Source organism: Aquimarina sp. EL_43 (genome assembly GCF_943422735.1).
GTDB lineage: Bacteria > Bacteroidota > Bacteroidia > Flavobacteriales > Flavobacteriaceae > Aquimarina > Aquimarina megaterium.
This window is the reverse complement of record NZ_CALSBR010000001.1, coordinates 3,615,764-3,632,788: the sequence shown is the minus strand read 5'-3', so window position 1 is coordinate 3,632,788 and position 17,025 is coordinate 3,615,764. Positions and strand designations below refer to the sequence as shown.

The 17,025-nt window shown below is 33.8% G+C and carries 11 protein-coding genes; all 11 read right to left on the bottom strand.

The window, feature by feature from the left end; translation table 11 throughout:
* Nucleotides 1–89: 89 nt before the first annotated feature.
* On the bottom strand, nucleotides 90–1,103 hold the full coding sequence (locus NNL09_RS15545; protein WP_196909792.1) for a hypothetical protein: 1,014 nt from the start codon (nucleotides 1,101–1,103) through the stop codon (nucleotides 90–92).
* A gap of 103 nt (nucleotides 1,104–1,206) precedes the next feature.
* A complete protein-coding gene (locus NNL09_RS15540) occupies nucleotides 1,207–2,868 on the bottom strand; it encodes a cadherin domain-containing protein (RefSeq protein ID WP_196909791.1) in 1,662 nt (553 codons plus the stop codon).
* Nucleotides 2,869–2,939: 71 nt separating this feature from the next.
* On the bottom strand, nucleotides 2,940–4,868 hold the full coding sequence (locus tag NNL09_RS15535; protein ID WP_196909790.1) for an NHL repeat-containing protein: 1,929 nt from the start codon (nucleotides 4,866–4,868) through the stop codon (nucleotides 2,940–2,942).
* A gap of 99 nt (nucleotides 4,869–4,967) precedes the next feature.
* Nucleotides 4,968–6,929 carry a cadherin domain-containing protein gene (locus tag NNL09_RS15530; RefSeq protein WP_196909789.1) on the bottom strand — a complete coding sequence of 654 codons (1,962 nt, stop codon included), beginning with the start codon at nucleotides 6,927–6,929 and terminating at the stop codon, nucleotides 4,968–4,970.
* A gap of 10 nt (nucleotides 6,930–6,939) precedes the next feature.
* Nucleotides 6,940–8,601 (bottom strand): cadherin domain-containing protein, encoded by a 1,662-nt coding sequence (locus NNL09_RS15525; protein WP_196909788.1) that lies wholly within the window; start codon nucleotides 8,599–8,601, stop codon nucleotides 6,940–6,942.
* 849 nt (nucleotides 8,602–9,450) lie between these two features.
* Nucleotides 9,451–11,295 carry a histidine kinase gene (locus tag NNL09_RS15520; protein WP_196909787.1) on the bottom strand — a complete coding sequence of 615 codons (1,845 nt, stop codon included), beginning with the start codon at nucleotides 11,293–11,295 and terminating at the stop codon, nucleotides 9,451–9,453.
* Between the two features lie 180 nt (nucleotides 11,296–11,475).
* Nucleotides 11,476–12,723 carry a sensor histidine kinase gene (locus tag NNL09_RS15515; RefSeq protein WP_196909786.1) on the bottom strand — a complete coding sequence of 416 codons (1,248 nt, stop codon included), beginning with the start codon at nucleotides 12,721–12,723 and terminating at the stop codon, nucleotides 11,476–11,478.
* A gap of 36 nt (nucleotides 12,724–12,759) precedes the next feature.
* On the bottom strand, nucleotides 12,760–14,046 hold the full coding sequence (locus NNL09_RS15510) for a sensor histidine kinase (RefSeq protein ID WP_196909785.1): 1,287 nt from the start codon (nucleotides 14,044–14,046) through the stop codon (nucleotides 12,760–12,762).
* 5 nt (nucleotides 14,047–14,051) lie between these two features.
* Entirely contained in the window at nucleotides 14,052–14,795 is a 744-nt protein-coding gene (locus NNL09_RS15505; protein ID WP_025667979.1) for a LytTR family DNA-binding domain-containing protein, read from the bottom strand.
* A 246-nt stretch (nucleotides 14,796–15,041) separates the two neighbouring features.
* Nucleotides 15,042–16,028 (bottom strand): cadherin repeat domain-containing protein, encoded by a 987-nt coding sequence (locus NNL09_RS15500; RefSeq protein ID WP_196909784.1) that lies wholly within the window; start codon nucleotides 16,026–16,028, stop codon nucleotides 15,042–15,044.
* A gap of 265 nt (nucleotides 16,029–16,293) precedes the next feature.
* Entirely contained in the window at nucleotides 16,294–17,025 is a 732-nt protein-coding gene (locus NNL09_RS15495) for a LytTR family DNA-binding domain-containing protein (RefSeq protein ID WP_196909783.1), read from the bottom strand.

Here is a 17,025-nt window from a genome sequence, read left to right as displayed (position 1 = left end):
TTTCAATCGTTCTAGAAAAAGTTTTATCTTCTAAAAACAAATTCAAATCAGGGTAGGATGAGTACTTGTAAAGACAACAACAAGTGTCTTTAATTTACATTTACCGTTGTACCACAGCTTTGATTTGCTGTAACAACCAAAGTCCCGTTACTTGCAGATGAGTTTCCACTAAAACTATAGTATTGGTTTTTCTTACAATTAAAAGTACCTCTTCCATTTGCTGAAACTCGTGATCCATTGCTAGAGCCTTCTGCATAAATATAAATGTCCTTTCCTGTATTGTTAGTAATAGTCACTTCGCTTTCGAGACTGCTTTGTCTTGCAGATGCATTTCTTTCTTTAATACGCTTATACTCTGCAGAATTATACCAGTCATCTCTTTGCTTATTAATCGCTCCTATTATAAATTCTCTAATCTGGTCTATATTTTCAATAAGTGCTGCGTTTTTAGAATCCTTTATCCATTTTGCATATACTTCTTGTTGTTTATGATATGCATTGTCTAAATATTCCTGAAGCGTCTTATGCGGCTGCATTGCCTTCATTTTTTTAGGAGATTTCATCACTTCCTTCATCTTTTTTAAACCTCCCATTTTTTTAGCTTGAAACTCCAAAACAGCTTCAAGTTTATAATTATCCTTATCTACCCAATCTTCAATCATAAAAATTTTACCATCAATAAAAACTATTCGATTTCCATCAGACAGCCTATTAATTCTAGGAGAATATCCTATCTCTTTTTGCATTGCCGGGCTTCCTTCAAAAACTTTTTGAACATAGGTTATCGGGAATGCTTCATTATCGGGTAAAAACATGGTTTCTTTATGATCATCGGGGCGATCAGGATCTTCTCCGAACAACATGTACACCTCTTTGTGTGCTCCTGGCTGAATTCTATAGTCTTTAAAATTGGTAATTTTATATAGCAATACATCCAAGCCTCCTTCATAGGTACCACTACTGCTCTGCTGTGTTAAATACGCGGTATAATTTCCTGCCTGTATAGATTCTAATTCTTCGGTTTGATGTTTTATCCCTCCTTGCGCTTTTAGGTTATAGCTAAAAAATAATATGCATAATCCTAAGATTGTGATTTTTTTCATTTTAGTTTTCTTTATAGTAATTTATTGTATTCAAAATTATAAGGTAACATAGCAACACTATCCCAAATATTAGAATTTAGAATAGTGTCTGGTTTATCTTTTTTTAATGATTATTAGAAATGACAATTTTACGAATACGGCTACTTCCATTATCGGTTACATAAAAAGTTCCCGAACCTGCAAAAGCAATACCATAAGCCGAATTAAATGTTGCAACTGTCCCATCACCATCTGTAGAACCTGTAGATCCATTACCTGCAATAGTAGTAACTACTTTAGCAGGAGTAATTTTACGAACTCTACGATTACCAAAATCTGTCACATACAAATTATCATTGGCATCTACGGTGATATCTCTAGGGTAGCTAAATCTTGCAGAAGTACCTGTATTATCAAGAAAACCTGCGGTACCATTCCCTACAATAGTAGCTACTACTCCTGCTGGAGTAATTTTACGAACGCGATGATTAGCATTATCACATACGTATATATCTCCGTTACTGTTTACTGTTAATCCAGATGGGTGATTAAACCTTGCATTAAGTCCTGTACCATCTGCAAAACCTGGAGACCCTCCTGCAAGATTTGTTACTACTCCCGTTGGAGTAACTTTACGAATACGATGATTACCATAGTCTGAAACATAGACATTTCCTGAAGCATCAACTGCTACCCCTCTAGGGCCATTAAATCTTGCTGCTGTACCTGTACCATTTGCAGAACCAGATATCCCAGAACCTGCAAGCGTGGTTACTACTCCTGCCGGAGTAATTTTACGAATACGATTATTATTAGAATCTGCAATATAAAGATTATCATTTGCATCTATAGCAATATCATATGGGGCATTAAATTGTGCCGCAGTACCTGTACCATCTGCATATCCAAAAGTGCTCCCTGCAAAGGTAGTTACTACTCCTGCCGGGGTAATTTTACGAATACGTTGATTAGATACATCTGCGACAAAGAGATTACCATGGCTATCTATTGCACACCCTGAAGGAAGAGCAAATCTTGCCGCGGTACCTGTAGCATCTACATACCCAGAAAAGCTCCCAGCAAAAGTACTCACTGTTACGGTACTTGTTTCTACTACATCAGTAACATTAATAGTAATCTGTGCAGATGCCGTAAGTGTTCCATCACTTGCGGTAATGGTTACAACATGACTAGTTGTAGTTTCAAAATCTAACGACTCTCCTTGGGATAGTTTTATCTTATCATCTTCAATAATAAATGCCGTCGTAGGATTATCTGGGTTAGTAAGTGTATAAGTCAAATTATCGCCATCTGGATCAGTTGCTACAATAGTACCTATTACATCTGTTGTATTTATATTTTCTGCCACACTAAATGTTTGATCTGCAATAACCGGAGGCATGTTTTCATCTACATCGATAACCGTAATCGTTATTTTTGCAGCCGCTTTGGCTTTACCATCGGTTACTTCTACAGTGATTTCATGAGTAGTTTTGGTTTCAAAATCCAGTGTTTTTCCTGCTACCAGGCTTAATGCTCCTGCTTTAGTGATTTCGAATAGATTATCACTGTTTGCAGTAATGCTATAGCTTAGCTCCTCTTTATCTGCATCGGTAGCTTTTACAGTACCAAATACATCGGTATCTGCTGCCGACTCTGAAGCATTAAAAGATTGTGCTTTGATCTCTGGGGCATTATTAACCGGTGTAATAGCAGGGTCATCATCTTTACTACACGATAGTAGTATTATTGCTGTACATAGCAACAGTAGTTTTATAGTTTTCATAATATCATCTTATTTAAGTTGAATAGGGTTTACTGTAAAACTTTTACAGTAAACCCTATTTGTGTTATTATTTATTGAACAAATATTTTTCGGATATAATCATTATTATAATCGGTAACAAAAATGGTTCCCGAACCATCTATACACAGGTTGATAGATTCATTGAATTGGGCAACTGCAGCATTACCATTAACTAAGCCCATAGTACCAGAACCCGCATAGGTCGACACGACTCCTGCCGGAGTAATTTTACGAATACGATGATTATCTTTATCGGCTACATATATATTACCATTGGTATCTCGGGTAACTCCATACGGAGAACTAAATTGAGCCACTGTACCAACACCATCTGTATATCCCTGTGAAGACCCTGCAAGAGTGAGTACTGATCCCGTATCGGTAATCTGGCGAATCACATGATTAGAAGCATCTGCTATATATAGGTTTGTGGATAGACCTATAACTACATCAATAGGTTCATTAAACTGGGCTGTGGTGGTGTTGCCATTAACAAGACCACTACTACCTGTCCCTGCATGTGTATATACTACACCAGCAGTATTAATATAACGGATACTATGATTACCTGTATCTGCTACATATATATCACCATTTGTGTGTACATCAATCCCATACGGGGAATCAAACTGAGCTACAGTACCTGTACCATTTACAAAACCGCTAATACCCGATCCTGCAATAGTAGATACTACTCCGGCAGGAGTAATTTTTCTAATTCGATGATTACCAGTATCAGCAACATAAATGTTTCCTGCTGTATCTATTGCCAAACCATTAGGGTTATCAAACTGAGCAGTTATACCAGGACCATCTGCAAATCCTGCAACGCCAGATCCTGCCAGAACAGTTGTTCCTCCCGAAGAAAAATATTTAAGAATACGATCTTTACGAGTATCTGCTACATATATATTTCCCGAAGCATCTACCACTATTCCTGTTTGCTGTTTATTAAGAGCTAAAATACTCTCTACATTTACATCAGAGACATTGGTAATGTTTATGGTTACTGTAACAGGGGTTGCGTTTAACGTTCCATCACTTACATGGGCTTGGAATGAGTAACTTGTCCTGGTTTCAAAATCTAAGCTCCCTCTGGATTTTAGGCTTATTTCACCAGTATTCACATCAATTTCAAAATTATCACTGTGTACATTATTAGCCAACCTATAGCTAACCGCATCAGCCTCTGGATCTATTGCACTCAAAGTACCTATAACAACAGTTTCTGCTATATTTTCGGCAGCAGTAAATGTAGTAGAGCTATTCCCAAAAACAGGCGCTTCATTTACATTTGTAACTGTAATAGTAACCTGCGCAGATGTTGTAAATGTACCATCGTTTACTGTAACTGTTGCGGTATGACTGGTAAGCGTTTCATAATCCAAGAATCCTGATTTTAGTTTGATCTCATTGCCCGTCATTTCAAATTCGGCTACAGCACCTGCAAGATTAGTCATGGTATATGTAAGGTTATCATTATCAGGATCACTAGCCACTACACTACCTACAATTGTATTAAAAGAGCTATTCTCTGCAATGGTAAAACTTTGTGCCGTAATTACCGGTGGCATGTTTTCGTCTACATCAATAACAGTAATCGTTATTTTTGCAGATGCTTTGGCTTTACCATCGGTTACTTCTACCGTAATTTCATGAGTAGTTTTGGTTTCAAAATCCAATGTTTTTCCTGCTACCAGGCTTAGTGCTCCTGCTTTAGTAATTTCAAATACATCATCACTATTTGCAGTAATGCTATAGCTTAACTCATCTTTGTCTGCATCGGTAGCTTTTACCATACCAAATACATCTGTATTGGCTGCAGTTTCTGATACGTTAAAAGATTGTGCCTTAATTTCTGGTGCTGTATTGGTTGGCGGAGTTACAATCGTTGTTGCCTCATCATCTTTGCTACAACTACTAAGAAGTAATACTATCCCAATAGTAAAAAGCATGAGAGCTTTGGAAATTTTTTTCATTGTATTATAGTCTAAATTTTGGGTATATCATCGTTTTACTAAACATCAATCTACACCTCAAGTCCTAAAACCTGAGATGTGGATTGAATTAGTCTAGTTTTAAGGCGTTTGTGTTTTTGTAATTTTGCGAATCGCATGATTGTTGAACTCGCTAACAAAAAGTACTCCCTGAGTATTTAACCCAATACCCCAAGGTCCTCTAAACTTGGCTGTAGATCCCGGGCCATTAACAAACCCTGCCGATGAGCCAGCTATAGCTGTGGTGGTAAAATCACCATTAGTACCTTTAACCGATTTATAAACTTTGTGATTATCATAATTTGCAGTATAAAAAATGTCGTTGTTTTGATCGAGTACAATACCATAAGGACGTGCAAAACCAGTTCCGTTTGATACTAAAGTAGTTATGGTCGATCCACCACGAGGTATTGTTTTGATCTTGTTATTTCCAGTGTCTGTTATGTATAATAGGTTTTGGGTTTTGTGAAGCGCTATGGTCGTTGGTAAGTTTAACCTAGAGGTACCGTGCTGACCATCTACATCTCCACTGGATCCATTTCCTGCAATGGTACTTACCGTTGTAGTACCATTTCCTGCGATGCTTATTCTTCTTATAGCGTGATTTCCATGATCTGCTACATAAACATTAAAACCATCCTCATCTACAGTAATGCCAGTAGGAAATCTAAATCGAGCAATGGATGCATTACCATCTGTATATCCAATAATACCTGCACCTGCTATAGTAGTAACTGATGTTGCCGTAATTTTCCTGATAGAGTGATTACCTGTATCTGCAACATATATATTACCAAAACGGTCTACTGCTACACTAGAAGGGTTCCTAAATTGAGCACTAAGCTTATTTGTTGCATGGTCGGCAGAACCTGCAACACCTGAACCTGCAAAAATGGTAGCGGCTCCTGTAGTAATGTCTATATGTCTAATAACATGATTATCTGCATCTGCTATATAAATGTTGTTCCCTAGAACAACCATCCCTTTTGGATTATCAAATCTTGCAGATTGTCCTACTGCATTTACAAGACCAGGAGTACCATTACCCATCCAAGGACTTACGGTATATTCATCTTCATTTACATCGGTTACATTTATAATAATATCCTGAGTATCGATTAGATTACCATCTGTAACTCTTACTTTTACATTGTGAGTAGTAACTGTTTCATAATCCAGTGATTTTCCTGTTACCAGGCTTATCTCACCAGAGCTATTGATCTCAAAAAGACTACCAGGATTTACCTGAAGGCTATAGGATAGTGTAGCTCCTTCTGGATCTGTAGCCGTTACTGTAGCAATAATAACCGTATCATCAATATCTTCGGCTTTGGTAAAGCTATAATTACGATCCGGGAATGTTGGCGCTTCATTTACATCTGTAACATTTATGGTAACCTGTGCCGATGCCGTAAGTGTACCATCGTCTACAGTAATAGTAACATTATGTTTTGTAAAATCTTCATAATTTAAAACACCTGATTTTAGTTTGATCTCATTACCTACAATTTCAAATGTAGCTACTGTACCAATAGAGTTAGTAAGTGTATACGTTAGCGTATCACCATCGGGATCTGTAGCAACCACAGAACCAACAACTGTATTAAAAGAGCTGTTTTCTGCAATAGTAAAACTTTGTGCTGCAATAACAGGTGGCATATTTTCATCTACATCGATAACTGTAATCGTTATTTTTGCAGTTGCTTTGGCTTTACCATCAGTTACTTCTACAGTAATTTCATGAGTAGTTTTGGTTTCAAAATCCAATGTTTTTCCTGCTATCAAACTTAATGCTCCCGCTTTAGTGATTTCGAATAGACCATCACTGTTTGCAGTAATGCTATAACTTAACTCGTCTTGGTCTGCATCGGTAGCTTTTACGGTACCAAATACATCTGCATCTGCTGCCGATTCTGATACATTAAAGGATTGTGCTGCAATCTCTGGTGCTTTATTAACCAGAGGGGTCGTTGCATCATCATCTTTACTACAGGATAGTAGTAATATTGCTGTACATAGCAACAGTAGTTTTATTGTTTTCATACTATGTTTTTTAATTATTTGAAAAAGGTTCTATTTTACGAACACTGTGATTTGATTCATCTGTGACATAAAAAACTCCGGATGCATTTACTGTAATCCCTGCAGGTTGTCTGAATCGCGCTGTTGCTCCTGTACCATTTACAAATCCAAAATCATTTGATCCTGCAAGAATACTTACAACACCTGTAGATGTAATCTTACGGATACAGTGATTACTCCGATCTGTTACGTATAGATTTCCTGAATTATCAATAGTTATACCTTCTGGAGTATTAAACCTCGCTTGCGTACCTGTACCGTCTGCAAAACCTTGATTAGTTCCTGCAAACGTAGTAACTACACCTGCCGGAGTGATTTTACGAATACGGTGATTGAAACCATCTGTTACATATACGTTATCATTATTATCTACTGCAACATCATGTGGAGCTTTAAACATGGCTGCGGTACCTGTGCCATCTGCGAAACCACGAGAGCTTCCTGCAAAGGTAGTCACCACACCAGCGGGAGTAATTTTACGAATACGGTTGTTTCCATAATCTGCTACATAAACATTGCCATTACTATCTACATCCAATCCATAAGGTTCATTAAACTGTGCAGCGGTACCCGTGCCATCTGCAGAACCTGCAACACCAGAACCTGCTAATGTAGTCACCACACCTGCCGGAGTAATTTTACGAATGCGATGATTTATATAATCTCCTACATATATATTATCATTTGCATCTATAGCTATGCCATAAGGGCTATTAAATTTAGCAGCAGTACCCGTACCATCTGCGTATCCAAAAGTACTTCCTGCAAAAGTACTCACTACCCCTGCCGGAGTAATTTTGCGAATAACATTATTGTTTCGATCTGCTACATAGATATTACCATTACTATCTATATCTACTCCTATTGGAGTTGAAAACTGCGCTGATGTACCCGTACCATTTGTAAAACCATGAGTTCCATTACCTGCTAGAGTACGAACCCTAAATGCTTCATCTCCCGTTTCTAAAACATCGGTTATTTTAATATATATTCTAGCAGAACTTTCTCCTCCATTTCCATCAGAAACTGTTATGGTAATTGCATAGTTAGTCCTTGATTCGTAATCCAAAACTTTATTAGGAGCAAGACTTAGTATCCCATCTCCTGCAATTTCAAATAGGTTATCATCATTATCTTTAATTCTATAGGTTAATGTATCTCCTTCTGGATCTGTTGCTGTTACGACATCAATAACAGAATTTGTAACATCTTCGGCTACTGTAAATGTTTGATCATCAATTACTGGTGATTGATTTTCGTTTACATCTGTCACGGTAATTGTTATTTTTGCAGATGCTTTGGCTTTACCATCAGTCACTTCTACAGTGATTTCATAAGAAGTTTTGGTTTCAAAATCTAATGTTTTTCCTGCTACCAAACTTAGTGCTCCTGCTTTTGTGATCTCGAATAGGTTATCACTGTTTGCGGTAATACTATAACTTAATGCATCTTTGTCTGGATCGGTTGCTTTTACGGTACCAAATACATCTGTATCTGTCGCTGATTCTGATACGGTAAAGGATTGCGCCTTGATCTCTGGCGCTTTATTAACTGGTGGTGTAGCATCATCATCTTTACTACAAGATAGTGCTAGTATTACTATACCTAGCAAAAGTAATTTAATTGTTTTCATAGTACAGTTTCTCATTATTATGGGTTACTTTTTTTGATGTTTGTTTTCGATGTATACTTGAGAGTGTTAGAAAAGGAAGGGATTCCTTCTAATAGTTTTTTAAGAATGTTTTGTTTCCAAATAGTTACCAATTACTAAAACAGCGATATAGCTATGTTTTGGTTTAGAAAAGCGCAATACATTCTGAAATAAATATTGAAATCGGAGTAGTTGTTTTACCATATTTTAATTTTTTGAATTACTAATCATTGGCAAGAATACAGACAACCAGGCAGAAGCAAACAAATGAGTTTGTGAAACGCTATTTGAGTTTGTGAATGGAAAAGTTTGCTATAAAAAAGAAGGTATGCTACTGATAATATGAAGTATACCATTATATAAATGAATTGGCAATCTATATTTTAAAAGCTATAAAAAATGAAGTCGTTTAAACTTTTTTAGGATAAAATAGGATACCTGGGGGTACTTATCAAGTACCCTCCCCCTACTGCAGAAGTGCCCTTCCCCGTGTGCAAACACAGGGACATCCTATGTTCAACACAGGTACTTCCTCTGTTAAACATAGGACACACCTCTCTTTTAAGTACCCCCTCCCACTAATCGAAGTACCCCTAACCAGAGTTACAGGTAGCAGCACCCACTACCATAAGTACCCCTATAACATATATGCCATCAACTTATCCACTTATATAAGTACCCTCCTCCACTTAGGCAAGTGGGGTTTAGCCTATTTTGTATGGGATAATACCATTTAGTTCTTATCCTGATAATGCATGTACATACCTCTCAAGCTGATTTTAATTTTCTATAATCCGTTTTTTATTACAGTACATAGAACTACATCACCAATTAATACTCTTTTTGATATGGCATTCTGATTTCTACCCTGGTACCCATAGCCAATTGATCATTATATAAATCAAATATCTGATATCCCACATCTGTACCATACTGATCTTTTAAGATTTCTAATCGCTGTTGTATAGCATTTAAGGCAAAAGATTCATGGTGATTACCTTGTCGCTCCTGTATCTTCTTTGCTTCCTTTCTACCAATACCATTATCGATGATCGTACATAACAAGTGATCTGTAAAAGTAAAATCTATAGTAAGTTGTTTTTTACCAGCTTTATGCAGCAAACCATGCAGTAATGCATTTTCTATAAAAGGTTGAACTATTAGAGAAAGTACAGATAAACCCTCTGTATTTATGCTTTGTATAGTGTATGTAAAATCATCTTCAAATCTTAATTTCTCTAGTTGAAGATATACATCTAAAAACTCTAGTTCTTTCTCTATTACTATAAAATTTTTACTAGAATAGTTTAAGGTATTTCTAACCAATTGTGCAAACAAAACGATATAATCATAAGAAGAATCTGTATTTTGCTGAAGGATTAAATCCTGAATAGAATTGAGGGAGTTAAATATAAAATGAGGATTCATTTGAGATTTTAAAGCCTTTAATTCGCTTTCTTTATATTGTTTTTCTATCTCTAGTCGTTTTTGGGTTTCTTCTAATTCTCGCGAAAGAAATATTGCTTTTCTTTTTATTTTAGTTCTTTCAAAATAAAACAATGAAAGTAGGAATAAGAAACCTATCCCTGCCAAAGTGATAATGAAATATTCTTTATTCTGTCTTTTTTGGGCAATGACCACAATTGCTTTTTGTTCAGCTAATTCTTTGTCCTTTTTTATTTTTTCTGTTTCATACTTAACTTGCATTTCTTCCATTACGACTTTATTGTCATAAGAGAAAAGACTATCCTTAATCTTATAGTAATCTTCTAAAAATTTATTAGCTTTTAAATAGTTATTAATTCGTTTATAGAAGTTACTTTGGTTTAAGTATGCAGATTGTAATGATTTTAGATTTTTTTGATCTTTATAAATACGTATTGCTTTGTCAGTAAGCTTTATTGCTTTATTAACATTTCCTATATTGGCATAGGACTTTGCCATTTCTAAATTAGTATGTGCAATATTGGCCGATTGATTATTTTCTTCATAAAATTTCAAAGTTGGCTTCAAATAAAGAATTGCTTCTTTAAACTTACCTCTCCTATTTGCTAATACACCTAATGACGAATTTGCAATGTAAACCCCTGTTGTAAATTTTGTTTTCTCAGCAATATATTTGGCTTTCTTATAATGAAATTCTGCTTCATCAAAATTATTTATCTCGCCATAGGCATTAGCCAAATAAAAATGTATTCCCGCTTTTTGAGGACTTAACGGTTGGTTTTTTAAAAGCTCTAAATTTTCTAATTGAATTTTGATTGCCTTTTTTGATTTTTTTAAATGAATGTATATTCTAGCCATACAATTATTGGTTAATAATAAGCCAGACACATCATTAATACTATCTTGAATTTTTTTTGCTTTTAAGGCATAAACAAGACCTTTATCATAGTTACCTGATTGAGTATGAAAAATACTATAACCCGTATATGAGCTACCTAATCCACTTATATAACCAATCTCTTTGCTAATCTCTATAGCTTCTAGAAGTAAAGCTTTACTTTTTGAGATATCCCGAAGTGTGTAATACTTGGTTAATTGGTTTAAAAGTTGAACTCTTGTAGAATCTCTTTGAAGATAAGTATCTACCCTCCTTTTGATACTATCTAATTCTTTTTCTTGCGCGTATGTTATCTGAATAATGAGTAGTAAAGAAATTGTAATAACCTTCATAAAAAAATTATTGCCACTGGATTAATTACTAAAAGTTTTACCTTTTTTTGAAGTTTATATTAAGTGTTTATATAGATGTAGGTTAAATTCATCTACATATAATCTTCAACAAGAATACAGATGACTATATAGAAGAGTACAAATGAGTTTGTGAAACTCAATTTGGGTTTGTGAACAGGATTAATATTTCTTTTTGTAGGGCATTCTGATTTCAACTTTTGTACCTGTAGCGAGCTTATTATCATATAAGTCCTGTACATGATATCCTACCGCTGTACCATATTGTTCTTTTAAGATTTCTAATCGTTGTTTTATAGCTTCTAGGGCAAAAGATTCATGACGACCTCCTTGTCGCTCCTGGATTTTCTTTGCTTCTTTTCTACCAATACCATTATCAGTTATAGTACATAAAAGATGGTCTGTAAATGTAAAATCTATGGTAAGTTGTTTTTTACCTTCTTTATGTAAAAGTCCGTGTATTAACGCATTTTCTATAAAAGGTTGTACGATTAGTGAAGGAACCAATAAACCTTCTGTATTAGTATGTTGAATAGTGTATGTAAAATCATCTTCGAATCTTAATTTCTCTAATTGAAGATATACTTCTAAAAACTCTAATTCTTTATCAATAGCAATAAAGTTTTTATTAGAGTAGTTTAAGGTATTTCTAACCAGTTGTGAGAACAATACTACATAATCATAAGAAGAATCTGTATTTTGTTGCAGGATTAAATCCTGAATAGAATTAAGAGAGTTAAAGATAAAATGCGGGTTCATCTGCGACCTTAGCGATTTTAATTGTAGTAGGGCCAATTCTGTTTTTTTAGACTCTTTTAATTCTTTATAAGCTAACTCCAATTTTTTCTCATTACGGATATTAAGTTTTTTAAAATAATTAACTATTGCGTAAATACAATAAAATAAAATTATGACCACTACACCATTCATCCTGTTCGGGTGATCTTTAGAGTATATATCAAGATAATAGTAAGGAATAAAAAAGCAAGCTATACTTACCAATGTAAATATTATTGGTAAAGTTTTTTTTTGATAAATCGATAAACTAATTCCCGGGATTAGAAGGAAGTAATACTCTGTATAAATCCCAGGGTTAACCATTACGGTAGATAAATTTATAAAAATGAATAAATATAAAATCCACAACATTTTTGCGAACCCAAAAAAACCTTTCTTATTACATATCAATACAGAAATTAAATAAAACTGAGATATATAACTTATGATATGCGAACTTAGAGGCTTTTGAATAAAAATTAAATCCCCTATATAAAAAAGTATACTGGTATGTAAAGCAATCAGTATATAAATATTTACCAGTCTTGTATGTTTATTTTGTATCGCACTAAATTCGTCGTGGATACCAATAGCTATTATTTTTTTATACCAGACTGTTATTCTTTTTATCATCCTTTATCCCATTATAAGTTCAAATATTCCTACTAATCAGTATTTTTTCTGAAAAGGCATTCTGATTTCTACTGTTGTTCCTGTAGTAAGCTCATTATCATATAAATCTTGTACATGATATCCTACCCCTGCACCATATTGCTCTTTTAAGATTTCTAATCGTTGTTGTATAGCTTCTAGCGCAAAAGATTGATGACGAACTCCTTGTCGTTCCTGGATTTTCTTTGCTTCTTTTCTACCAATACCATTATCGGTTATAGTACATAAAAGATGGTCCGTAAATATAAAATCTATGGTAAGTCGTTTTTTACCTGCCTTATGTAGTAAGCCATGGATTAGCGCATTTTCTATAAATGGTTGTACAATTAATGAAGGAACCGATAGACCTTCTGTATTTGTATGCTGAATAGTGTATGTAAAATCATCTTCGAACCTTAATTTCTCTAGTTCAAGATATACTTCTAAAAACTCTAATTCTTTATCAATAGCAATAAAGTCTTTATTAGAATAGTTTAAGGTATTTCTTACCAATTGTGCAAATAAAACGATATAGTCATAAGAGGCGTCTGTATTTTGCTGAAGGATTAAATCCTGAATAGAATTAAGCGAATTGAATATGAAATGAGGATTCATTTGGGATTTTAAAGACTTCAATTGTAAAAATGCCAGCTCATTCTTTTTGCTTACTTCTAATTCTGAGTACGCCTTTTCTAACAGTAGCTTTTGCGTTTCTATAATGCTATTCTGTTTCTGTAACTTATCATTATTCTCTTTTAAGGATAGTTCATTTTTTATGTTTAGATTCCTAAAGAGATTCACAATAAAAAATACGCCTATGAACATAAATACAACATTGGTATATCCAAAGTATTTTTCGGGATAAATGGGGTATAAATAATTGGGTAGATAAAATAAAGTTATAGAAAGTACAAGCGCGATATAATGAATATACTTTTTATCAAAAAACAATAATGAAAACAAAGGAATTACCATATACTGGTACTCTGCATAAAACCCTCTAAATGTAAAGTTTGCATGCAAGAAAAGAATTAGCATGACTACAGATATAAATGCTAATCTGGATATAAAAAGATGTTCTAATTTTTGCAAGTACAGTATTCCACAAAATATAACAATTTCTGCAATCAAAATCATTACCCTGGATGTTGTCAATTGTTGTATTGCAAAATCAAAACATAAAAAGAACAACGAAACAAATAAAGAGATTAAAGAACAAAAATTAAGAACTTTAGAACGTTTTATCTCTAACGGAGTACTGTTTTCTGTAATTCCGAGGTTAATTAATTGTAGTAGTACATTCATAAAGTTTATCGTATTGTATTCTCAAAAGAACTAAAACGAGTTCTGGAGATTTTGGCGGTTATATTTTGTGCCAATGTTATAGTCAAACTAGATTTATTTATGACTTCAATATACTTTAAATTTATCATCCAGGTTCTGTGAGAGCGAAAAAAAGAGGTGCCTTCGGGAAGTAGGTTTTCAAAGTATTTTAGATTTTTACTTGTGGTCACCGGTTTACTTTCGGTTGTATAAATTTTGCTATATGACCCATCTGCTTCAATAGCAATTATAGTATTAATAGCAATAATACGTCTATTGCCTAATTCGGGAAGTATGATCTGTTTATACTCTTTTTCTTTTATAGTGTTTAGTAAAACCTGGTAATCTTCGATCTTTTTTTGTTTTTCTATTTTGCTTTGCAGTTTTTCTACAGCTTCTATTAATCGTCTTCTATCAATAGGTTTTACCAGATAATCTATAGCCGATAACTCAAAAGCTTTTATAGCATACTCATCAAAAGCGGTTACAAAAATGATATCAAAATTCATTTCTTCAAAGAAATTTGCAATCTCATATCCAGCATAGTTAGGCATTTGTACATCTAAAAAAACAACGTCGGGTTGTAATTCTTTTATCTCTTTTACAGCATCTTCAAGGCAACTGCACTGAGCAAGAATATCTATATTTAAATTACAACGTTTTATCAAATTGGATAAAACGTTTCTTGCTCTTTGCTCATCATCTACCAATATTGCTTTAATTACATTCATGCAACAAAAATAGGCAGTTTAGAATTAGTGCTCATGAAACAGTTTGCGAACGATAGTTTGAGTTTATGAATAGTAAGTATAACTATCATAATTACTCTTTTTTCCTTTCTATTTCATTAAAAAACAGATCATAATATCAAGCCCTCACAAAGTTCATTCTAAATTTGATTCAGAATTGTTTGTGAGGGCATGTAAAACTTTAAAGTAGTCTAAATACCAATGGTAAATAGGATACTAAAAATATATTTAAAACACTGCTATAACTTCTGGGACATCGGTTACCATAAGTGATATATTTTTAAATACTGTAGAGTTCCCATCGGTTACACGAACCTGAATAGTATGACTAGTATCTGTCTCATAATCTAAATTTTTTCCTGGTGCCAAACTTAAATCACCATCATTACTAATCTCAAAAAGACCACTTGGATTACCCGACAAGCCAAAACTAAGGTTATTACCTTCTGGATCAGTTGCGCTTACTGTTCCTATCAATACTGTATCTGCAATATCTTCTGCTGCTATAAACCCGGGTTGATTAACAAATACCGGAGCTTCATTTACATCGGTTATTTCTATTTGTATTACAGCTGTAGTGGCTAAGTTCCCGTCTGATACTTCTATATTTAAAGTATAACTGGTTTGAGTTTCATAATCAAGATTCTCACTAGCCTTTAAGCTTATCTCACCAGAGTTTGATATCTCGAAAATACTAGTGTTCTGTGGAGTGGTGCTTGTAATTGAAAATGTAAGATCATCATTATTCGAATCTGTAGCAACAATAGTTCCTAACACTCCAGAAGCATCTTCTGCAAATGAAAAATCCTGATTGGCTATCTCTGGAGCCACATTTTCATCAACATCAGTTACATTAATGGTTATTTTTGCATTTGTTTTAGTGTTGCCATCGGTTACCTCTACTGTAATTTCGTGAGATTTTTTGGTTTCAAAATCCAAGTTTTTCCCCGTAATAAGACTTAATGCTCCTGTCTTAGTGATTTCGAACAGGTCATCGTTGTTTACAGTAATACTATAGCTTAATTCATTTTTCTCTGTATCTGTTGCTGTTACTGTACCAATTACTTCTGTATCGGCAATTGACTCTAATACACTAAAAGATTGTGCTTTAATTACTGGGGCTAAATTAATCAATTGATCATCATCTGTATTACAACTAGAAATTAATAGTCCAATTACTAATAAACTCTTTAAAAAAAATATTTTTGTTTTCATGAAATGGGTTTTTAAAATTCATCACAAAACTGAATATTTTGGTAGTTTGAACTAAGAATTTACTTCCGAATGGATCATTTTAATTTCCTAATGAAAAATAGTTGCTACTTTTTCTTCTAAAAAAATAGAAAACCTTTCTTAAATCCATTACAATATTTTTTCTACGTGATTTTAAGAAATGTTGGATAGAGAGCAACTATTTTTATGATTTGGTTGTAGACAAATGAAAAGCAATCAACTTATAATATGTGGCAGCTCTTATGTTTTAAGTATAAAAAATGGCTTCAAAATTATCTTTATAACCTTTACTTACGGGTATTACAAGTTGTGTTTGTAACACAACTTCTTTATTTTTTTTAGAATAAGTTTCTATTTTATTACTATTCACTATCCAAGAACGGTGTAATCTTATAAAATCTGTGTCTTTACATAATAGCTCTTCATAATAGCTTAATTTTTTGGCAACCATATACTTTTTATGATCTACGGTATATAAGATGGTATACATTCTATCTGCTTCTATACACAGTATATTATCTATATCCAAAATAGCATAATCTGATTTATAAGGGATTGCTATTTTTTTTAAGCCTTTCCTGTTTTCTAATAAGGTTTCAATGCGATCATAACCAAACGAGTTGTTATGTACTCGTATTACCTTTTTTATTGCTTTCTTTAAAAGCGAAACATCAATGGGCTTTAACAAATAATCTATTGCTGCTATCTGAAATGCTCTTATGGCATAATGATCATAAGCAGTGACGAAAATAATATGGAAATGAACGTCTTCAAATGCATTCAAAAGTTGAAACCCGTTCTTTTGAGGCATTTCGATATCTAAAAACACCAGTTCTGGCTTGTGTTTATTTATCAATTTTACAGCTTCATCTACATGCGTTGCTTCGGCTACTACATTAATTTCTGAGCAAAAGGAATCTAGTAAATAGCCTAGATTTTCTCTTGCATTTATTTCATCATCAACAATAATAGCATTCAT

Coding starts and splice junctions, on each gene's coding strand:
- NNL09_RS15545 (WP_196909792.1), bottom strand. CDS start 1,103: ATGAAAAAAATCACAATCTTAGGATTATGCATATTATTTTTTAGCTAT.
- NNL09_RS15540 (WP_196909791.1), bottom strand. CDS start 2,868: ATGAAAACTATAAAACTACTGTTGCTATGTACAGCAATAATACTACTA.
- NNL09_RS15535 (WP_196909790.1), bottom strand. CDS start 4,868: ATGAAAAAAATTTCCAAAGCTCTCATGCTTTTTACTATTGGGATAGTA.
- NNL09_RS15530 (WP_196909789.1), bottom strand. CDS start 6,929: ATGAAAACAATAAAACTACTGTTGCTATGTACAGCAATATTACTACTA.
- NNL09_RS15495 (WP_196909783.1), bottom strand. CDS start 17,025: ATGAATGCTATTATTGTTGATGATGAAATAAATGCAAGAGAAAATCTA.
- NNL09_RS15505 (WP_025667979.1), bottom strand. CDS start 14,795: ATGAATGTAATTAAAGCAATATTGGTAGATGATGAGCAAAGAGCAAGA.
- NNL09_RS15525 (WP_196909788.1), bottom strand. CDS start 8,601: ATGAAAACAATTAAATTACTTTTGCTAGGTATAGTAATACTAGCACTA.
- NNL09_RS15520 (WP_196909787.1), bottom strand. CDS start 11,295: ATGAAGGTTATTACAATTTCTTTACTACTCATTATTCAGATAACATAC.
- NNL09_RS15515 (WP_196909786.1), bottom strand. CDS start 12,723: ATGATAAAAAGAATAACAGTCTGGTATAAAAAAATAATAGCTATTGGT.
- NNL09_RS15500 (WP_196909784.1), bottom strand. CDS start 16,028: ATGAAAACAAAAATATTTTTTTTAAAGAGTTTATTAGTAATTGGACTA.
- NNL09_RS15510 (WP_196909785.1), bottom strand. CDS start 14,046: ATGAATGTACTACTACAATTAATTAACCTCGGAATTACAGAAAACAGT.